The 22278-nt window shown below is 43.1% G+C and carries 15 protein-coding genes; 9 read left to right on the top strand and 6 right to left on the bottom strand.

All coding sequences use genetic code 11. The annotated features are described in order from the left end of the window. Window positions 1-90: 90 nt before the first annotated feature. Entirely contained in the window at window positions 91-1134 is a 1044-nt protein-coding gene (gene ansB, locus PROVALCAL_RS03795; protein WP_006657793.1) for an L-asparaginase 2, read from the bottom strand. A 235-nt stretch (window positions 1135-1369) separates the two neighbouring features. Here ansB and ycaO point away from each other — a divergent pair, with 235 nt between their 5' ends. The 5 genes from ycaO (at window position 1370) to PROVALCAL_RS03770 (ending at window position 8621) form a co-directional block, all read left to right on the top strand. Further along, window positions 1370-3124: a 30S ribosomal protein S12 methylthiotransferase accessory factor YcaO gene (ycaO, locus tag PROVALCAL_RS03790; RefSeq protein WP_006657792.1), complete on the top strand. Its 1755-nt coding sequence runs from the start codon at window positions 1370-1372 to the stop codon at window positions 3122-3124. Window positions 3125-3456: 332 nt separating this feature from the next. Next, window positions 3457-4314 (top strand): formate transporter FocA, encoded by an 858-nt coding sequence (gene focA, locus PROVALCAL_RS03785; RefSeq protein WP_006657790.1) that lies wholly within the window; start codon window positions 3457-3459, stop codon window positions 4312-4314. An 88-nt stretch (window positions 4315-4402) separates the two neighbouring features. Next, window positions 4403-6685: a formate C-acetyltransferase gene (gene pflB / locus PROVALCAL_RS03780; protein WP_006657789.1), complete on the top strand. Its 2283-nt coding sequence runs from the start codon at window positions 4403-4405 to the stop codon at window positions 6683-6685. A gap of 112 nt (window positions 6686-6797) precedes the next feature. Beyond that, complete coding sequence (pflA, locus tag PROVALCAL_RS03775) at window positions 6798-7592, top strand: pyruvate formate lyase 1-activating protein (protein ID WP_006662183.1); 795 nt, start codon at window positions 6798-6800, stop codon at window positions 7590-7592. A gap of 198 nt (window positions 7593-7790) precedes the next feature. Further along, on the top strand, window positions 7791-8621 hold the full coding sequence (locus PROVALCAL_RS03770) for a BPSS1780 family membrane protein (protein WP_006657787.1): 831 nt from the start codon (window positions 7791-7793) through the stop codon (window positions 8619-8621). A 161-nt stretch (window positions 8622-8782) separates the two neighbouring features. On the opposite strand, the gene serS is transcribed toward PROVALCAL_RS03770, so the two are convergent. From serS to lrp, 5 genes are all read right to left on the bottom strand, one after another. Then, window positions 8783-10075, bottom strand: coding sequence for a serine--tRNA ligase (gene serS, locus PROVALCAL_RS03765; RefSeq protein ID WP_006657786.1), 1293 nt, complete (start codon window positions 10073-10075; stop codon window positions 8783-8785). A 105-nt stretch (window positions 10076-10180) separates the two neighbouring features. Then, window positions 10181-11524 (bottom strand): replication-associated recombination protein A, encoded by a 1344-nt coding sequence (locus tag PROVALCAL_RS03760; protein WP_006657785.1) that lies wholly within the window; start codon window positions 11522-11524, stop codon window positions 10181-10183. A 24-nt stretch (window positions 11525-11548) separates the two neighbouring features. Then, a complete protein-coding gene (gene lolA, locus PROVALCAL_RS03755; RefSeq protein WP_006657784.1) occupies window positions 11549-12169 on the bottom strand; it encodes an outer membrane lipoprotein periplasmic chaperone LolA in 621 nt (206 codons plus the stop codon). Between the two features lie 86 nt (window positions 12170-12255). Further along, window positions 12256-15915 (bottom strand): DNA translocase FtsK 4TM domain-containing protein, encoded by a 3660-nt coding sequence (locus PROVALCAL_RS03750; RefSeq protein ID WP_006657783.1) that lies wholly within the window; start codon window positions 15913-15915, stop codon window positions 12256-12258. A 412-nt stretch (window positions 15916-16327) separates the two neighbouring features. Beyond that, a complete protein-coding gene (gene lrp, locus PROVALCAL_RS03745) occupies window positions 16328-16822 on the bottom strand; it encodes a leucine-responsive transcriptional regulator Lrp (RefSeq protein ID WP_004918089.1) in 495 nt (164 codons plus the stop codon). Window positions 16823-17358: 536 nt separating this feature from the next. On the opposite strand from lrp, the gene trxB reads away from it, so the two are divergent. From trxB to cydD, 4 genes are all read left to right on the top strand, one after another. Next, window positions 17359-18321 carry a thioredoxin-disulfide reductase gene (gene trxB, locus PROVALCAL_RS03740; protein WP_006657782.1) on the top strand — a complete coding sequence of 321 codons (963 nt, stop codon included), beginning with the start codon at window positions 17359-17361 and terminating at the stop codon, window positions 18319-18321. A 190-nt stretch (window positions 18322-18511) separates the two neighbouring features. Then, the gene (locus PROVALCAL_RS19935; RefSeq protein ID WP_006657780.1) at window positions 18512-19129 is read left to right on the top strand and encodes a hypothetical protein; all 618 of its coding nucleotides are present in this window, start codon (window positions 18512-18514) and stop codon (window positions 19127-19129) included. A 7-nt stretch (window positions 19130-19136) separates the two neighbouring features. Next, window positions 19137-20192, top strand: coding sequence for a DUF7057 domain-containing protein (locus PROVALCAL_RS03735; protein ID WP_006657779.1), 1056 nt, complete (start codon window positions 19137-19139; stop codon window positions 20190-20192). Window positions 20193-20511: 319 nt separating this feature from the next. Further along, window positions 20512-22278, top strand: a complete 1767-nt coding sequence (cydD, locus tag PROVALCAL_RS03730) for a heme ABC transporter permease/ATP-binding protein CydD (RefSeq protein ID WP_006657778.1) — start codon at window positions 20512-20514, stop codon at window positions 22276-22278.

The raw sequence follows: 22278 nt of genomic DNA, 5'->3' as shown, positions 1-22278 counted from the left end.
TTAAATGTGATTATCAATCAAGAAACACATTCTAGATGTAGTTATAAAAACATAATCAAGGCGACATTTCTGCCGCCTATTCTTAGAGAATTAATATTGCTCAAACATTTCTTGAATCTTTTTCGGATCTTTTGTTTGAGTCAGTGCTAATTGTAATAATACGCGTGATTTTTGTGGATTTAATCTTTCGGAAGCCACAAAGCCATATTCATTGTCATTCACTTCGGCATTACGTGTTGTATAGCCTGTTGGAACTCGGCTAGAGCGCACAACAACCACATCTTCTTTTGCCGCATTCGCGAGTGCATCAAAAATGGTCTTATACATATTGCCGTTACCTACCCCTGCACTGACGATACCTTTAACTCCTTCTTCACGTAGCGCTTTTACTGGTGCAGCCGAAGCATTTGCATAGTTATAAACGATACCGACTTCCGGCAATTTATCTAATTTACTCACATCAAAAACAGGCTTGTCACCGCGAGGCTGAGCAGCTTGGTAGTAAGTCACTTTACCATCATGAATATAACCTTCAGCTCCCGCATTCACCGCGTCGAATGCTTGAACTTCCGTTGTACTCATTTTCATCACATTACGACCCTGAATCACTTTGTCATTCATTGCCATCAGCACGCCTCGCTCCCCTGCTGATTTGTCAGATGCCAGTACCACGGCATTGTACAAATTCAATGGACCGTCGGCCCCCAAGGCAGTAGAAGGACGCATCGCACCAACCATTACAATGGGTTTTTTACATGCTGTAGTCAAATCGAGGAAAAAGGCAGTCTCTTCCATGGTGTCAGTACCATGAGTGATGACAAAACCATCGGTTTTATTACAATCTTGGTTGATTTTTTTAGCGAGAGTTAGCCACACTTGATCATTCATATCTTGAGAACCGATGTTCACAAGCTGCTCACCACTAAGATTGGCAATTTTTTTAGTTTCTGGTACCGCATTAAGTAAAGAATCAATCCCCACCTTACCCGCTTGATAGCTCGAGCCAGTTGCTGATTCTCCCCCACCAGCGATCGTCCCGCCTGTTGCCAACACAGTAATATTCGGTTGTGCAAATGCAGATGCAGCAAACAATGAAACCAATGTGGCTAACAGTGCTTTATTACGGTTTTTCATCCTATTTTCCTTTAACTAAAATTGACGAACATGATATTAAAAATAAACTCACGTTATTATGTGGATTTAATCCGAGAGTTTTGTGATCCGCTTAGTCATTTTAGTAAATTCTAATTTTTTGCCTGTTTTCTGTCTTGAATAAAAAACAGGAACTCAGCATAAAAAGCGTGAGCAATCTGGGAAAAATCCGTATCATAGTCGCTATCTGAAACAAGCCATTTACAAGTGACTGACAATGAGCCAAACATTTATTCCCGGCAAAGATGCCGCACTCGAAGTCTCCATTGAAGCATTCCAAACTAAACTGAAAAATCTAGGATTCGATATCGAAGAGGCCTCTTGGCTAAATCCCGTACCGAACGTTTGGTCCGTTCATATCCGTGATAAGGAATGCCCACTGTGCTTTACCAATGGTAAAGGCGCCAGTAAAAAAGCGGCATTAGCTTCTGCACTTGGCGAGTATTTTGAACGTTTATCCACAAACTATTTCTTTGCGGATTTTTATCTGGGTAAATCTATCGCTGAAGGGGACTTCGTCCATTATCCTAATGAGAAATGGTTCCCGCTCACCGAGGACGACAGCCTACCAGAAGGTTTATTAGATGAGCGCTTAGTTGCGTTTTACGATCCTGATAATGCACTCGCTGGCAGCCAACTTATCGACCTGCAATCTGGCAATGAAGAACGTGGTATCTGCGCCCTTCCATTTACACGCCAATCAGATAATCGTACCGTCTATATTCCGATGAATATCGTGGGCAACCTGTATGTATCCAATGGGATGTCCGCAGGAAACACCGCAAATGAAGCGCGAGTTCAAGGGTTATCCGAAGTGTTCGAACGCTTTGTGAAAAACAAAATTATTGCTGAAAGCATTAGCTTACCGACAATTCCTGCCGAAGTGATGGCTCGCTATCCAGGTGTCGTTGCAGCGATTGAAACGTTAGAAAATGAAGGTTTCCCTATCTTCAGCTACGATGCATCTTTAGGTGGGGAATTCCCTGTTATCTGTGTTGTGTTATTTAACCCACAAAACGGAACGTGTTTTGCCTCTTTCGGTGCACACCCTGATTTTGGTGTTGCATTAGAGCGTACCGTAACTGAATTGCTGCAAGGCCGTGGTCTGAAAGACTTAGATGTCTTTAACGCCCCAACCTTTGACGATGAAGAAGTGGGTGAACACACGAACTTAGAAACTCACTTTATCGATTCTAGCGGTTTAATTAGCTGGGATACGTTTAAAGATGATGCGGATTATCCATTCGTAGATTGGAGCTTTAAAGGGACCACGACCGAAGAGTTCGCCACATTAATGGCCATCTTCAATAAGCTTGATGCGGAAGTTTATATTGCGGACTATAGCCATTTAGGCGTATACGCATGCCGTATTTTGGTACCAGGCATGTCCGATATCTATCCTGTCGAAGATTTGCACATTGCTAACAATGCGATGGGGGCTTACCTGCGTGACACCATCATGGCGCTGCCAGATAGCCAATGGGAAAAAGAAGATTACCTCGCTTTAATTGAACAGTTAGATGATGACGGCTTAGATGACTTTACCCGCGTACGCGAGCTGTTAGGTTTAGCCGTTGGCAAAGATAATGGCTGGAGTAACCTGCGCATCGGTGAATTGAAATCAATGCTGGCGCTAGCAGGAGGTGATCTTGAACAAGCACTGGCTTGGGTAGAATGGACACAAGACTTCAACAGTTCAGTATTCACGCCTGAACGTGCCAACTACTATCGTTGCTTGCACACCTTACTGCTGCTTTCTCAAGAAGAAGAGAGAAAACCTACTCAATATTATCAAGCATTTGTTCGTATGTATGGGCAAGAAGCGGTGGATGCAGCATCCGCAGCAATCGCCGGTGAATCGTGTTTCTATGGATTATGGTCAATAGATGCAGAATTAAAAGCATTACCGGCTCATCAAGGACTACTCGCTGCTTACGAAAAGCTGCAAAGAGCCAAGCGCGCTAACGCGTAATTGACGACAATAAGATAAAGGCCTTCGGGCTTTTATCTTTACTTAAGCAATATTTAATTTCAATCACATAATAATTATCGACATTCGTTAACAATCATCTGTAACATTTTACTTCTGAAGACCGTTTTTCGTGGTTTTATAAAAATTTTTTATAAAATTTAAAAAATATTTTTTACAATTAAATCATAATGTTACCTTTGATTTTGACGATTTTCGACCTGTTTTACCCCCGTTCTCTTAACACTTCATGATCCACATCAAATTTATCACCACACCCGTTTGTTACTATAATTGCGTGCTATAATTAATCAACTTTGTAAGAGAGTGTTGGTATGAAAGCTGACAACCCTTTTAATTTATTACCCCCTGCTGTAATGGCTCAAGTCGCTAATGATGTGGGCGTTTATAAAGTCAACAAACACCCCGCCATGACTTACTTGTCAGCATTCACCGCTGGTATCTTTATCTCTATCGCTTTTGTGTTCTATATCACAGCTACTACGGGTACCGCGAGTGCGCCTTATGGCTTCACCAAACTGATTGGGGGCATCTGCTTCTCTCTTGGATTAATGTTGGTAGTAGTCTGTGGAGCCGACTTATTTACATCCACTGTTTTAACCGTTGTTGCTAAAGCCACAGGAAAAATCTCTTGGGGTCAAATGCTCCTCAACTGGTTCCACGTTTATATTGGCAACTTAGTCGGCGCACTGTTTTTTGTCGCGGTTATTTGGTTTGCAGGGCAATATGTTGCCGCAAACGGTCAATGGGGTTTGAACGTACTACAAACCGCCAACTACAAACTACACCACACTTTTGTGGAAGCTGTCTTCCTTGGTATTTTAGCTAACTTAATGGTTTGCTTAGCTGTTTGGATGAGTTATGCCGGTCGTAGCCTAACCGATAAATTTGTCGCCTTGATTCTGCCTGTTGCGATGTTCGTCGCCAGCGGTTTTGAGCACAGTATCGCAAATATGTTTATGATCCCTATGGGTATCATGATTAAAGAATTCGCCTCTGTTGAATTTTGGACTCAAATCAACATGGCACCTGAGCAATTCGCTAACCTAACGGTTGGGAACTTTATCAGTGACAATTTAATACCAGTGACTATCGGAAATATTATTGGCGGCGCAGTGTTAGTCGGCCTAGTTTACTGGTTAATGCATCTGCGTAATAACGAAAAACATTAATCGAGATTTGTTAATATAATTGTTATTACACGTACACAAAGATTTATTAAGATCCCTCAAAGATCCATTGTTAAAAGGTAAAAGTATCATGTCCGAATTAAATGAAAAATTCGCTTTAGCATGGCAAGGTTTTAGCCAAGGTGACTGGCAGAATAACGTCAACGTCCGTGACTTTATTCAGAAAAACTATACTCCGTATGAAGGTGATGAATCTTTCTTAGCAGGCTCAACTCCAGCAACTGATAAGCTGTGGGAAAAAGTCATGGAAGGGATCAAAATCGAAAACCGCACTCACGCGCCAGTTGATTTTGATACAGACCTTGCATCAACAATCACTTCCCATGATGCTGGTTATATTAACAAAGAATTAGAAACTATCGTTGGTCTACAAACTGACGCACCTCTGAAACGTGGTCTTATCCCGTTCGGTGGTATCAAAATGGTTGAAGGTTCATGTAAAGCTTATGATCGTACTTTAGATCCTAGCCTGAAAAAAATCTTCACTGAATACCGTAAAACTCACAACCAAGGTGTTTTCGATGTTTATACTCCAGACATCTTAAAATGCCGTAAATCCGGTATCTTAACCGGTTTACCAGATGCCTATGGTCGTGGTCGTATCATCGGTGACTACCGTCGTGTTGCTCTGTACGGTATTGATTTCCTGATGAAAGACAAATTCAACCAATTCACTTCTCTGCAAGAAAGATTAGAGAAAGGTGAAGACCTGCAAATGACTATCCAATTGCGCGAAGAAATTGCGGAGCAACATCGTGCACTGGGTCAAATCAAAGAGATGGCAGCTAAATATGGCTACGACATCTCTGGTCCTGCAACTAACGCACAAGAAGCAGTTCAATGGACTTACTTCGGTTACTTAGCGGCTGTTAAATCTCAAAACGGTGCGGCAATGTCATTTGGTCGTGTATCTACGTTCTTAGACGTGTACATCCAACGTGACTTAGATGCAGGTAAAATCACAGAAGAACAAGCGCAAGAACTGATTGACCACTTAGTCATGAAACTGCGTATGGTTCGTTTCTTACGTACACCTGAATACGATGAGCTGTTCTCTGGTGACCCAATTTGGGCAACAGAATCACTGGCAGGTATGGGTCTTGATGGCCGTACTATGGTGACTAAAAACACCTTCCGTTTCCTGAACACACTGTATACCATGGGCCCATCTCCAGAGCCTAACATGACTATCCTGTGGTCAGAAAAACTGCCAATGAACTTCAAAAAGTTCGCAGCAAAAGTCTCTATCGACACCTCTTCTGTACAGTATGAAAACGACGATTTAATGCGTCCTGACTTCAACAATGATGACTACGCAATCGCATGTTGCGTAAGCCCAATGATTGTTGGTAAACAAATGCAGTTCTTCGGCGCTCGTGCAAACTTAGCGAAAACAATGCTGTACACCATCAATGGTGGTGTGGACGAAAAACTGAAAATGCAAGTGGGTCCTAAACACTCACCTATCATGGATGAAGTTCTCGACTTCGATACCGTGATGGACAAAATGGACCACTTCATGGACTGGTTAGCAACTCAGTACGTTACTGCACTGAACTGCATCCACTTCATGCATGATAAATACAGCTATGAAGCAGCACTGATGGCGCTTCATGACCGTGATGTTTACCGTACAATGGCATGTGGTATCGCAGGTCTGTCTGTTGCTGCTGACTCACTGTCTGCAATCAAGTACGCAAAAGTTAAACCAATTCGTGATGAAGACGGTATCGCTATCGACTTCGAAATCGAAGGTGAATATCCACAATTTGGTAACAATGACCCACGTGTTGATGATATCGCTTGTGACTTAGTAGAACGTTTCATGAAGAAAATTCAGAAACTGCCTACTTACCGTAACGCGGTTCCAACTCAGTCTGTTCTGACCATTACTTCTAACGTTGTGTATGGTAAGAAAACAGGTAACACCCCAGATGGTCGTCGCGCTGGTGCACCATTCGGACCAGGTGCTAACCCAATGCACGGTCGTGACCAAAAAGGTGCGGTAGCATCTCTGACTTCTGTTGCTAAACTGCCATTTGCTTACGCAAAAGATGGTATCTCTTATACCTTCTCTATCGTGCCAAATGCGTTAGGTAAAGATGACGAAGTTCGTAAAACTAACTTAGCGGGTCTGATGGATGGTTACTTCCATCATGAATCTTCTATCGAAGGCGGTCAGCACTTAAACGTGAACGTGATGAACCGTGAAATGCTGTTAGATGCGATGGAAAACCCAGAGAAATATCCACAACTGACTATCCGTGTATCAGGATATGCAGTGCGCTTTAACTCTCTGACTAAAGAACAGCAGCAAGACGTTATTACTCGTACTTTCACCAGTACTCTGTAATACTGCGCTAAGATTCTATAACGTAAAATAAATAAAAGGCCCCTCCCATTGGGGCCTTTCTATCTTAGTCAAAGATAAGAGATTATAATTCTACATTCTGTGAGTTCCTGCTATGTCAACAACGCAAAAGACTATTCCAACGACTGAAATTTCGACCACCTCGCCACCCGCGACGTTTGGACGAATTCACTCTTTTGAATCCTGTGGTACCGTCGACGGTCCAGGGATCCGCTTTATCGTTTTCTTCCAAGGCTGCCTAATGCGCTGCCTGTATTGCCATAACCGTGATACTTGGGATACCCATACAGGCAACATGGTTACCGTTGATGAGTTAATGAAAGAAGCGGTCACTTACCGCCATTTTATGAACGCAACCGGCGGTGGTGTCACGGCATCAGGTGGTGAAGCTATTTTACAGGCTGATTTTGTCCGTGATTGGTTCCGTGCCTGCAAAAAAGAGAACATTCATACATGCTTAGACACTAACGGGTTTGTTCGTCGCTATGACCCTGTCATTGATGAGCTAATGGATGTCACTGATCTTGTCATGCTTGACTTAAAACAGCTTGATGATGAGATCCACCAAAAACTCGTTGGCGTTTCCAATCATCGCACTTTAGAGTTTGCTCGCTACCTCGCTAAGCGCAATCAAAAAACATGGATCCGCTATGTCGTCGTCCCAGGCTGGAGTGACGATGACCACTCTGTCCATATGCTCGGTGAGTTTGTCAAAGATATGGATAATATCGAAAAAATTGAATTACTCCCTTACCATGAGCTGGGCAAACACAAATGGGAAACCATGGGTGAAGAGTACAAACTTGATGGCGTGAGACCACCGTCAAAAGAGGTAATGGAAAGAGTAAAAAGTATCCTCGAAAGCTACGGCAAAAAAGTCATGTACTAATTTCTTCATAGGCTCCCTTCTGGGAGCCTATTTCATATAATCTCTTCGCATCCGACCTCTCTTCTCGTTACCAGATTACTCTGCTTTGAACAGGCACGGTTTTTAGGCATAATCCGCACGTTAAATTTAATTTATTAATAGCAACATAACTCTATAATAAATATTGCTAATTCATCACTACTAAATAGGTCACTCACTATGAACAATGAACACGATAATGTTGATAACGACATTTCGCCTATGACACCACCCGAGCCCATCGATAGCTTTGTATTTACACCAGAACCTAATGCCGTTCAAGCAGGTGAAGGGGTTGAGTGGATCAGCCAAGCATGGGCACTGGTCAAGGAAAAATTAGGGATGTGGATCCTCATTAACATCGTCTTTTTCCTGATTATTTTTGCCATGGCTTTCTTGCCACTCGTTAGCATGTTCGTCAGCTTTGTTACGCCTGTTTTTGTGGGTGGGATTATTGCCATTTGCGAAAATCAGCGCAAAACCGGTGAAGCGGATATTGGCTTACTTTTCTCTGGATTCCAAAAGAAATTTGGTGAACTGTTTGCTGTCGGCGCCATTAACTTCGCCGCAAATATGGTAGGCATGTTAATTGCGTTCCTCATCGCAGGTTCCGCAATCTTTAGTTTAGTGATGCAAGCCGATCAATATGATGGAATTTCTGATGCTGCATTTTTCGCATCAACGGGGTCATTCGTCTTCGCTGGAATTGTCATGGCATTAGCCAGCTTATTTGGTACCGCATTGACGTGGTTTGCCCCTGCGTTAATCATGAACCATGACTTTAAAATTGGTACTTCTATTTCCGCCAGCTTACAAGCCGTCAAGAAAAACCTATTGCCTGGTTTCCTATTCTTCCTGATTGCCATGGTACTGATGTTTGTCTCTATCATTCCTTTTGGATTAGGTCTGTTTATTTCTATGCCAATTATGTATGCGACATACTACAGCACATACCGCAGTATCTTTTTTACCGAGACTAAACAGTCACAAACCAGCTCATTGATTATGTAATCACAGCTGAGATATCGTGCTCATTTGCTTTGTTGATGGTTTGCAATTTAAAACGACTCAAATCCCCCATTGAGAAACATTTGGGGGATTTTTTATGTGCAAATAAAAAAGGCTGAGCCCAGTTTAAAACTAGACTCAGCCTTTAACGCCTAATATATCAATTAACCGATATATTCTAAGCCATTCATATACGGACGTAATACCTCAGGCACTTCAATACGACCATCCGCTTGCTGGTAATTTTCCAGCACAGCAACCAGAGTACGACCTACCGCTAAACCAGAACCATTCAATGTATGAACCAGTTGGGTTTTCTTATCACTCTTACCACGGAAACGTGCTTGCATACGACGGGCTTGGAAATCCCACATATTTGAGCAAGAAGAGATTTCACGATACGTATTTTGCGCTGGTAACCAGACTTCTAAGTCGTAAGTTTTGCGAGAACCGAAACCAATGTCACCAGTACACAGTAATACTTTACGGTACGGTAAGTTCAATAATTGCAGAACTTTCTCAGCGTGCCCCGTTAACTCTTCCAATGCTGCCATTGATTTTTCTGGATGCACAATTTGCACTAATTCGACTTTATCAAACTGGTGCATACGGATCAGACCGCGCGTATCACGACCATAAGATCCTGCTTCTGAACGGAAGCATGGGGTATGAGCCGTCATTTTCAGAGGAAGCGCGTCTTCATCTAAAATTTCATCACGCACTAAGTTAGTCACAGGCACTTCCGCCGTTGGGATCAACGCATAAGTGCTGCTATCCGCTTCTTCTTCCAATGGTTTAGTGTGGAATAAGTCTTCACCAAATTTAGGTAACTGACCTGTACCATACAGAGTGGCATGGTTGACTAAATAAGGTACATACAGCTCTTGGTAGCCATGTTTTTCTGTGTGCAAGTCCAGCATAAACTGAGCTAATGCACGATGCATACGTGCAATTTGACCTTTCATCACAACAAAACGTGCGCCAGTCAGTTTCACCGCAGCAGGGAAATCTAAACCACCAGCCAGTTCGCCTAAGCTCACATGATCTTTGACTTCAAAATCATATTGGCGCGGTTCACCCCAACGAGAAACTTCCAAGTTTTCTGAATCATCTTTACCATCTGGTACTTCATCATCAGGAATATTCGGGATACTTAATGCAATATCACGGATTTCTTGTTGCAGTTTATCTAACTCTGCTTTAGCAGCATCCAATTTTTCGCCTAATTGGTTCACTTCCAGACGTAATGGCTCAATATCTTCACCACGCGCTTTAGCTGCACCAATAGTTTTCGATCGCGAGTTACGGTCTGCTTGCAGGGTTTCAGTTTCAACTTGTAAAACTTTGCGGCGTTCTTCTAATTCACGCAGCTTTTCCACATCAAGGGTAAAACCCCTGCGAGCCAGTTTTGTAGCAACCGCGTCTAGCTCCGTACGCAGTAAATTTGGATCGAGCATGCTTATCCTGTGATTTTGTTAGTCAATTGTGAGAACGAATATAACGCGCTCCGGCGTTATATTTAAATTATTTTATTGCGTTATAACCTTATCGCATTGACCCGCTTAGCGATAGCGTTTTGTTGCGCTATTTTGATCTTGTTGGGCTAACCAGTCGAGTTTTTCGGCAATTTTGCCTTCTAACCCACGCGCGGTTGGATAATAGTATTGCGTCGCTTTCATCGGCTCAGGGAAATAGTTTTCACCCGCCGCATACGCGTTAGGCTCATCATGAGCATAACGATACTCTTTGCCAACCCCTAACTCTTTCATTAACTTAGTGGGGGCATTTCTTAAGTGCTCAGGAACATCATAATCTGGCTGCATCTGAGCATCTTTAATCGCTGCTTTATACGCGGTATACACGGCGTTACTTTTCGGGGCACATGCAAGATATACAATGGCTTGAGCAATCGCACGCTCACCTTCTGCAGACCCTACACGGGTAAAACAATCCCACGCTGAAATAGCGACCTGCATTGCACGAGGATCTGCATTTCCGATATCTTCTGACGCGATTGCTAATAAGCGGCGAGCAACATAGAGTGGGTCACCACCCGCCGTGATAATGCGGGCATACCAATAAAGAGCGGCATCAGGCGCAGAGCCACGAACAGATTTATGAAGTGCTGAAATCAAGTCATAGTAACGGTCGCCTTTATTATCAAAACGAGCCGCTCGTTCGCCACTGACTTCTTTGAGTAACTCCGCCGTTAAAATACGCTGACCTTGATTATCAGCCTCAGCCATATCCGCCATCATTTCTAGCAGATTTAACGAACGTCGCGCATCCCCATTGACTAAGTCAGCAATCATTTTTCTTGTGCTATCGGGGAGAATAATATTTTGCCCGCCTAATCCGCGAACGCTATCCCCGAGAGCTTGAAGTAACACCTCTTCAATTTCGCTACTTTCTAATGATTTTAATAAATAGACTCTCGCACGAGAAAGCAGTGCTGAATTAAGCTCGAATGAAGGGTTTTCCGTTGTCGCGCCAATGAAGGTGATCGTCCCGTCTTCAATGTGGGGTAAAAAAGCATCTTGCTGGCTTTTGTTAAACCGATGAACTTCATCCACAAACAGAATAGTTCTGCGCCCTGCACTAAGATTCTGGCGCGCTTTTTCGATAGACTCACGGATCTCTTTGATCCCCGAAGTCACTGCCGAGATGCGCTCGATATCTGCTTGTGCATAGTGACCAATAACTTCAGCCAATGTGGTTTTACCCGTTCCCGGAGGTCCCCACAAGATCATCGAGTGTAAATGACCTGCCCTAATCGCTCTTGGTAACGGTTTACCTTCGGCAAGTAAATGCTTTTGACCTATATATTGCTCAAGGGTTTCTGGCCGCATACGTGCAGCCAGTGGTTGAAATTCATTTTGTGAAAAATCGAGAGACAAGTTACCCACGAGATCCTCTTTACCCCCTAGAGATTAGTGAGCGCGAGAACGCTGGTCATCCAAAGTGACCCCTTTCGGTACCGTAAATTTAAATTTACTTGGATCAACTGGCCCATTTTTTTGCTGTTTTAGTTGATATGCGCTCGTTTGGCCATCTTGCTCAACCGCAGCAAATTTTTCAATCGTACCTTGTGGGTTAACGGTAATAGAGAAACTTTTTAGCGTGCCATTAGTTTGTTTTGGCTTTAAATCAAACGTATTACCCTGTTGAACGATCGAGTACTGTTTCCAATCTTGAGGATTATTACGCGTTAATAGTAAAAATGGCGTATCTTGCGTTGCATCTGCCAAATTCGTTACTGTGACTTGTTCGACAAACGGGTTATAAAACCAGAGGTTCTTGCCGTCTGACACCAACACACTTTCATCTGGCGAAGTCATATTCCAGTTAAATAGGTTAGGACGTTCAATCCATAAGTCACCAACACCTTCTTGGATCAAATCACCTTCTGGACTAGTGACTTTTTGTGAGAAGCTTGCTTGGAAGCTATTCACCTTACTCAGGCGGTCTTGAAGGTCTTGACTCGCATCTGCCAATACTTGACCTACGTTTAAACTCAGGGCTAATGCACCTAATAACATCATTTTTTTCATCGAGAAAAGACCTTTAAATTAATACCTCAAGCGGCGTATGTCTTTATACACCCCTTGAATTAAACCAGCAATTAGCACATGAAATATTAATATCCCATTGATGGCGGAGCTAATACCTCTCGGTTACCATTATGTCCAGGTTCACTCACAATTCCTTGATCTTCCATTTGCTCAACAATTCGAGCGGCACGGTTGTAACCGATACGGAATTGACGTTGCACACCAGAGATAGAGACTCTTTGTTTTTCAACAACAAATTCAACTGCTTGATCAAATAATGGGTCAAGATCTTCATCGCCATTATCTGAACTGCCGCCCCCTTCGCTGTCATCGCTGCACGTCGTAATACTGTCGATATATTGCGGTTTGCCACGCGCTTTCCAGTCATTAACGACAGCATGAACTTCTTGGTCACGCACAAATGCGCCATGAACACGTACAGGAATTGATGAGTTAGGTGGCAGGTAAAGCATATCCCCCATACCCAATAATGATTCCGCGCCACCTTGATCAAGAATAGTTCTAGAGTCGATTTTACTGGATACCGTAAAGGCTATACGGGTTGGAATATTGGCTTTAATTAACCCTGTAATGATGTCAACGGATGGGCGCTGTGTTGCTAATACTAGGTGGATACCCGCAGCTCGCGCTTTTTGCGCTAAGCGAGCAATAAGCTCTTCCACTTTTTTCCCTGCGGTCATCATTAAGTCAGCAAATTCATCAACCATCACCACAATATACGGTTCTTTTTTCAGCATTGGATGTTCTACATCCATGCTGTCACCCGGTTTCCAGAACGGATCAGGAATTGGTCGATTCATCTCTGCCGCAGCTTTGATTTTATCGTTATAGCCAGCAAGGTTACGCACACCCAATGCAGACATGAGTTTATAACGGCGCTCCATCTCGTTAACACACCAACGCAGTGCATTGGCGGCATCCTTCATATCTGTCACGACTTCGGTTAATAAATGTGGGATCCCTTCATAAATAGAGAGCTCTAACATTTTCGGGTCAATCATAATAAAGCGAACATCTTCAGGTTTAGCTTTATATAAAATACTGAGGATCATAGCGTTGACCCCCACAGATTTACCTGACCCTGTGGTACCTGCGACTAATAAATGAGGCATTTTTGCCAAGTCAGCAACAACCGGCTCGCCTTCAATGTCTTTTCCTAGAACTATCGTCAATGGTGATGGATTTTTTCTAAAATCATCACAATCTAAGACTTCACTTAAGTACACCGTTTGACGTTTTTCATTCGGTAATTCGAGACCCACATAAGGTTTGCCCGGAATCACTTCAACGACACGTACTGCTGTCGTCGATAACGAGCGAGCAAGGTCTCTTGATAACGTTGAAATGCGAGCGGCTTTCACGCCGGGTGCTAAATCTAACTCAAAACGCGTTATAACAGGACCAGGAGAGAATCCGACGACTTCTGCTTTGACGCGGTAATCATTTAAGCGAGCTTCAATCAGCCTTGCTGTTTGCTCCAATTTGAACATATCCACAGGCTCTTCTTGCTCTGGTGGACTTGCCAATAAATCAAGAGATGGCATTGGCGTTGTTGGTTTTGGTAATGGTTGATCATTACGTACCAAGAATGGATGGAACAAGCTATCTTGTTGCGGCTGTTGCGGCTGTTGCGGCTGTTGCGGCTGTTGCGGCTGTTGCGGCTGTTGCGGCTGTTGCGGCTGTTGCGGCTGTTGCGGCTGCGCAATAGTGTGTGGCTGCACAGCAGAATGAGCAACAACTTCATTGATAGGATTAACTGGCGTAGATGGCGTTTGCACAGGTGGTTCAGCCACCGATGGCATAAATAACGGCACGGCTGGCTCATCATCAACTAAATCATCAACGGGTGAGAAACGCTCAAATGCTGACAATGGCGTACTTAAATCAATCCTAGGCTCTAAGTCATCCACATCATTATCTAAATCATGCTCATCATCGGCATGAGCCGTAAAACGGTGGATATCTGAAGGCTGAGTTTGTTCTGTTGGTACAACAGGTTCAAAAGCAGGTGTAAACGCTGGCGCAGAAGCCCAACGATGCTCAATTTCAGGCTGAGTAAACGTGCTAACCGGCGGCGTTACTTGCTCTAAAGGAGCCTCAACCGCAGATTGGTCAACCTGAAATGCCGCGTCAAAATCTTGCATATCCGTTTCTGGTTCACCATAGCGCTGACGCTGTTGTTCCAAAAACTGGACGCGCAGCAACCTTTCTTGCTCCAGCTCATCATCCGTTTTAACGTTTTCTTCCGGCTCTTGTTCCGCGGACCATTGTTGATAAACCTGTTCGCGCTGTGATGCCTCTTCTTGGCGACGCTGTAATTCTGCATCCCGTTGAGATGGAATGCGGATACCATACAGCTCACGACGTGTTGGCAAACGAACTGGATTTGGGCGCGGTAATTCTGGCTCCAGATTCTTTTTCACTTGTGCATGGCGATCCATCGCAGCGATTGAAATACCTGCCGCGGTTAGCGCAGCAGGATCAGCAATACGGTTGGTCACTGAAGGTTCACTGATATCAGGACTTCCCACTTCTATTGTGGGTTCTACGGGTGAAAATGCTGTCGTTGTTGGTGCAACTGACTTTGGCGCCTGTGGTTCAGGAGCAAAAATAGGCTCTGGCGTAAATGCAGGTGGTTGAGTAAATGCTGGCTCAGACGTAAATGTAGGCTCAGGTGTGTACTCAGGCTCTTGCGAAATCACAGGTGAAGAAGAATATGCCTGTGTCGGCGGCACTTGCGGCTGATATTCATCAGGAACTTCAAAATGATAAGTTTGCGGTTCTTCCGTTGCCGAGAAATTGGGTAAATTCTCGTTTTCCGTCGGTTTCGCCACAAATACAGGCTCAGCTATTGATGCGGTTGGCTGTACAGGTTCAATCTCTTGCTGCAACACAATAGTCGGTTGCGAATCAACGACAATTTGTGGTTCAGCAGCAGCCGGTATATCTTCAGAGACTAGCTCCGATACCGTCGGTGCTGAGAAAAGCACATCATCAGCATCATATTGCTGCGCTTCATCATGCGCTTGATGCTCAGCGATTTGAGCTCGCTGTAATGCCTCTTCGGTTTCTTCAACCTCATAATCGTGGTCATCTAGATCATCACCACGCGCTCGATTTGTCAGTAATGTAATTGGAAGTAGTATCCCTGCCCCAATTTTTTCCGCGATCGTAAGCCAAGACCATCCAGTGAAAAGAGTAAAACTGATAGCCCAGAGAAACAGCAAAGCTAAAGTGGCGCCTAACGAATTAAACCACGGCATAATGGCATTACTAAAGACACTACCAATCACCCCACCTGAAGCGAAGTTTGGTAAATCATCAAAATTGAGGGCAGCTAAACCACAGGATGACAAGATCAGCGCTAACCCGCCAATCAAGCGTAAAGAAAGTGAGAAAAAGTCAATATAACGACGCTGACTTTCATAATGATAAATTGCCCAACACCCGAGTAACAATAACGGAGGAATCGCAAATGCAAGAATACCAAATGCAGAAAAGAGGATATCCGCACTCCATGAGCCAATGCTTCCCCCTAAATTTTTGACGGGAGCATCCCAGTTAGTTTGTGACCAACTTGGGTCTGAAGGGTTAAAGCTCCATAACGCGACCATAAGAAAAATCGCGCAGAGGCAGATGACCAACAAAATCACCTCTAATAGCCGTCTGCCGCTACTCAGCTTTTTAAATTTGATGTACTTATCTTCGGTATATTCTTGGCTCATTATTGTTTCTTTACTGACTGATGTTCTTGCTTAATACGTGATTATTCTATGATTATTCTAACACTAATCCCCTAAACGTGCCTGCTTTAAGGAGATTAAGACAAATTATCACACCATAGAGACCATAAGATTCAGTATTTCATCTTACGAATGAGGTTTCAAACTCTATTTAAGGTCAAAATTCTTAATTGTTTATAGCTTTAAAATCAATAAATTGAAATGAAAATTTCTGACTAAATTTGAGGTCTCTTGAGTACAGCAGACAAGATCGTGTTTAAAAAAGAATCATTAAGGGGACAGAGAGAAAAGTGAGTGTTCCTAAAACGGAACAACGCTGAGTAAACTCAGCGTTGAAACAGCAGTGCGACAACAATGCAGATTGCTGTGCAGGAATGATGAATACAAAGTACGATTAGCGAGTTTTAATCACTAAACGGTTGCTTTGTTTCACTTCTTCCATAACTACGTAGGTACGAGTATCGTTTACACCCGGAAGGCGTAATAAGGTTTCACCTAGCAGTTTACGATATGCGGACATATCTGGCACACGCGTTTTCAACAGATAGTCAAAGTCACCAGAAACAAGGTGACATTCTTGAATTTCTTCAAGTTTTTGAACTGCTGTGTTGAATTGTTCAAAGACATCAGGAGCCCCACGGTTTAACGTGATTTCAACGAAAACCAGCAGTGATGCATCTAAATAGTGTGGGTTTAACAGCGCGGTATAGCCAGAAATGAACCCTTGTCTTTCAAGACGACGAACACGCTCTAAACATGGTGTTGGAGATAAACCAACGCGCTTAGATAGTTCAACGTTAGAGATACGCCCGTCTTTTTGCAATTCGTTCAGTATATTCCTGTCAATCCGGTCAAGGTCTTTGCCAGGACGCTTTTTATTGTCAATCATCTCTTATCTCTCTTTCTCTAATTGTTATTTTCATATCTTATAAAACGGCCCCATCTATACGTCAGTCTTCCTAAGAGGACTAGCGGGCGTGGAACCTATTCTATTCGTCATAACTGAAGTTCTCGTAAACCGAATAATTGTTTACAATCGTCGCGACATTGCCTGAATGTGTGACGTAAAGTTAATTTTCCAGTAAGAACAAAAATGCGCCATTTCCATTGACCTGCTAGATAATTAACTCTTAGATAGATGTTTTCGCAAATGCGCAGCCGATTGTCAAAGTAAATGAATAAAAATCAGTACAAGATTTCGGTTTTTTTTTCAGTAAAACGTTTCGCAGACCTAATTCAAGATAATTCCTAAAATTACCATTTCGTGATTAAAGCACTTTCCCTTCTATTTTTTAACTCTTAATTGGTACTACCTATCAGAAAAATTTGTTCTGTCCATATGAATGAACAGTTAAATCACTTTTGTTACCCCCCTATTTCTCCTACAATCGTGTCTATGCTTTTTCGAGACTAAAAGAGGAATTCATGAGCACAACCACACATCGCAAGTTAATCATTTTAGGTTCAGGTCCTGCCGGTTATACCGCAGCCGTTTACGCAGCTCGCGCAAATTTACACCCTGCACTGATTACTGGGGTGGAAAAAGGCGGTCAATTAACCACAACTACCGAAGTTGAAAACTGGCCGGGTGATCCTGAAGGCTTAACAGGTCCAGGACTCATGGAGCGCATGCATGCCCATGCAGAAAAATTCGAAACTGAAATCATCAACGACCACATTACAAAAGTAGACTTCCAACAGCGTCCTTTCCGTTTGTTCGGTGGTGAGGCTGAATACACCTGTGATGCATTAATCATCGCAACGGGTGCATCGGCTCGTTATATTGGCTTACCATCTGAAGAAGCATTTAAAGGTCGCGGTGTTTCCGCTTGTGCAACCTGCGATGGTTTCTTCTATCGTAACCAAAAAGTCGCCGTAGTTGGCGGTGGTAATACTGCGGTTGAAGAAGCGCTATATCTTTCTAATATCGCGTCTGAAGTGCATTTAATTCACCGTCGTGACAGCTTCAGAGCAGAAAAAATCCTAGTCAACCGACTGATGGATAAAGTCGAAAATGGTAATATCGTTCTGCACACTGACAATACTCTAGATGAAGTCCTGGGTGATGACATGGGCGTGACTGGCGTTCGTTTACGTTGCACCAAAACAGATAAAACAGAGGATATTGAGGTAATGGGTGCCTTTATTGCTATTGGTCATAGCCCAAACACCGCGATTTTCGATGGTCAGTTAGCCTTAAATAATGGGTATATAAAAGTGCAATCCGGTACTAACGGTAACGCGACCCAAACGTCTGTTGAAGGGATCTTTGCCGCGGGCGATGTCATGGACCACATCTATCGTCAAGCCATTACATCTGCGGGAACTGGTTGCATGGCAGCATTAGATGCAGAGCGCTATCTTGATGGATTAGCCGATAAGAAATAATTTTCTAACCCAGCCTTAATTTAAGCCTCATTCTGTCCGTTCATCGAAACGAAATAGAATGGGGCTTTTTATTTATCCATTTCACAAAAATAAGCATCGCACCGCTAAGTGAATTAGGAGCAAGTTTATGTTGTTCTTTTGGCTCCCTATCTATACTCAGCTTCATCATCTTATTCACTAAGGAATTGACATGGAGCCACAAACGCAAAAAGAATCAGTTAGTAAATTGGCATATCTGATTGTTATTTTGTTATCGGTTATTCAAGGGATTATCATCACTGGTACGCTAGATTACTCCATTCGTACCAATGTTGAATTAGATCCTATATGGATCTATTTGCCTATGGTATTCGCCATTTTTGTGCCTTCTGTGATCAGTTTTCTTATTACAAATGCCAAACAACCTGCTTTTTATCTGAATATCATCCTGACCATCATTCTTATCGGTTGGATTAATACTTGGCAGAACTTAGAAACAGGGTCTTCATCCAGTAGTGAACCCTTCCTCGCGGTGAGCACGCTAACCGTCCTGATTTTCTTTTTGCTACCATGGATGCAAAATCGCCAAGCCACGGGTAGATGGAAAGCTCATTACAGCTGCTTAGTCGGGCACTATTTCCGCAATACGCTATTTGGCTTTTTTGCCTGTGCTATTGGTGGCTTATTAGCGTTTATTGTTAAACAAGCCAGTTTCTTATTCGGCATTGTTAATCTGACGACACTCAGTCATTTCCTTAACAATGATTACATCCTTTGGATCGCTTTTTTACTTGGCTTCAATATCAGCGTGCTGTTTTTTGCGCTCTAAATTAGTGATGCAGCTGAACAATATCGCCAAGTATTTTTCACAATTTTTCCTACCACTGCTTAGCCTTATTGCAGTCATATTCTTAGTTGGCCTTGCCATTTCACTCTTTACGGGGGTGCACTATACCGCTTCAGAACTTGGCTCTGGAACCATGCTTTGCTTTGTTATTTTAAATGTCATTTTTATTAATGCCCTTTATGGTGATGGCTCAACGCAATTTCAATTTAAAGCTATCATCAATGGGTTTGTATTAATTAGCATCGTTCTGCTCAACGTATTCTCTGCACTTTCTCTGTATGGCATCTTAGTTCGAGTCAACCAATATAGTTGGAGTGTCAGCCGATTGTACGCCTTTGCAATTGCATTATTTTTGGCAATCCTGATTTTGGCGTACAGCATTACAGTCATGATAAAACGACGCCACTGGGCAAACGCTCTAGGCTCGATTAATAAGGTTGCTATTCTTGGTTTAATCGCCACTATTTTAGTGATTAATAGTCCTATTGGTGATTTCCAGCGGATCACGGTTAATAGCATTATGGCGGCGGTTGAAAAAGGCAAAATTAAAATTAATTACGATTTATCGTATGACCTAGAAAAACTCGGGGAGCGAGGAAAAGCCGCTTTAGCACAACTAGAACAAAACCCAGAAACGAAAGCTCAACTTAAAGTTGGTGCTTACTCCGATACACCAAAACCTTTTAAAGAAGTACTCATTATCGCAAAAGGTAGTCAGCCACTTCCCCAGAGTTGGTTTGATATGGAAGATGGAATTCGAGATTCCTGGAACTGCACAAGTTATTACCGTAATTACGAATGTCTTGGATTCATGGCGGATGTGAACAGCGATGGGGCTGATGAAGTGGTTATGTGCTATTCCATGCCAGAATCCCTCGACTATGAATGCACCATCTGGCAAGCCCAAGCAAACACATGGAATCTAGTGGATACACAAAAGCAAGTCTTTGATGATACCGCTGATAAAAAAGCCGCATGGGATAACTTACTCAATAACCAATTTAAGCTACAACCTAAAACATGGTTAGAAATTGTTCCTGAATAACTGGCTGACTTCCTCTCGCGATTTCAATCTAAAATGTAGGTGGCTTAACAATTATAAATTATGCCACCTTATTTTTTGGTCATAATAACGGTAACATCCTCTGCTCGCTCGAATTTAATTATATGACAATCAATATGATTTACCTTTATAAAACATATTGATAACAAAAATTATTCTATTCAAATATCTAACTTTTATTATGTAACATCTCCAATGGAAGCTGTTATGATAGGTAAAAATTCGGTTAGATTTGATGACAAAGTCAACTATCTTAACTGCACTCAATAACATGAAAACTACACCTGCTAACTAAATCATTATGGATAAATCAAGACAGACTGAATTGGTGCGTTGGTTAAAACAACACAGCGCTCCTGCCAAGCGTTGGCTCCGAATTTCTATGCTCTTAGGCGTAGTCAGTGGTTTATTAATTATTGCGCAAGCTTGGTTAATCGCAGTGATTTTACAAGCCTTGCTGATGGACCACATTCCTCGAGAGCAACTGCTCACCGACTTTACTTTATTGATTAGTGTCTTTATTTTACGAGGCATTGTTCACTATCTGCGCGAACGAGCGGGTTACCATTGTGGGCAAGTCGTTAGGCAGCAAGTCCGTAGTATGGTGTTAGATAAACTACAAGAATTAGGTCCCGTGTGGGTGAAAGGCAAACCTGCTGGCAGCTGGGCAACCATCATTCTTGAGCAAATTGAAGATATGCAAGATTACTACTCTCGCTATCTTCCTCAAATGTATCTCGCCACCATCATCCCAATCATGATCCTGATTGCCATATTCCCATTTAACTGGGCTGCGGCATTAATTTTATTTGCTACTGCACCATTAATTCCTATTTTCATGGCATTAGTTGGGCTAGGCGCTGCAGATGCTAACCGTCGAAACTTCTTAGCATTGAGCCGTTTGAGTGGTAGCTTCCTTGACCGATTACGAGGATTGGATACTCTTCGTCTATTTTTCCGTGGCAAAGCGGAAGTGACTCAAATTCGTGAATCCACCGAAGATTTTCGCTCTCGGACGATGGAAGTGCTCCGCATGGCGTTTTTATCGTCAGGTGTCTTAGAGTTTTTTGCCTCTATTTCCATTGCCGTCGTTGCCGTTTACTTTGGTTTTTCCTACCTCGGGGAATTGAGCTTCGGTAGCTATGGTCTGCCCGTTACCCTATTTGCAGGTTTCCTTGCTTTAATTTTATCCCCTGAGTTCTTCCAGCCTCTGCGCGACTTAGGGACTTACTACCACGCTAAAGCTCAAGCTGTGGGCGCCGCTGAATCACTTGTAACCCTACTCGAAAGCCAAGCTGATGAAAAATCACCTCAAGGCAACAAGGTCATTGATAATCAACCGATTCGCATTGAAGCCAAACAGCTGGAAATTCTCTCCCACGATGGCGCTATCCTTGCGGGTCCTCTTGATTTTACGGTTGAGCCACAACAACGCATCGCATTAGTTGGGCAAAGTGGTGCGGGTAAAAGCTCCTTATTAAACTTATTACTCGGTTTCCTTCCTTACCGTGGCTCTATCACCATTAATGGTCATGAACTCAATCAGCTATGCTCTGATGAATGGAGAGCGTTGGTCGGCTGGGTAGGACAAAACCCACATTTGCCAGAACAGACGTTGAAAGAAAACATTTGTTTGGGTAAACCTGATGCAACAGAGGCGGAAATTCAATCTGCGATTGAAAAAGCGTATGTTGCAGAATTTCTGCCAAACTTACCTGATGGATTAAACACGCGTTTAGGTGATTTTGCTGCGCGCCTTTCTGTTGGTCAGGCCCAGCGTGTGGCCGTCGCTCGCGTACTATTAAAGCCGTCACGTTTATTGCTATTAGATGAACCCGCTGCGAGCTTAGATGCCCATAGCGAGCAGCGTGTCATGGAAACATTAAACCAACTCTCCGAGCAGCAAACGACGCTCTTAGTGACCCATTTACTCGAAGAAACGATGGATTACGACCAAATTTGGGTAATGGCAAATGGACAAATTATTCAACGTGGTAATTACCAACAACTGAGCCAGTCTGAAGGTGCCTTTGCCCAGTTGCTTGCTCACCGCCAAGAGGAGCTTTAA

Origin of the sequence: Providencia alcalifaciens DSM 30120 (assembly GCF_000173415.1) — a bacterium.
Taxonomy (GTDB): Bacteria; Pseudomonadota; Gammaproteobacteria; order Enterobacterales; family Enterobacteriaceae; genus Providencia; species Providencia alcalifaciens.
This window is presented reverse-complemented; position numbering and strand designations above follow the sequence as displayed.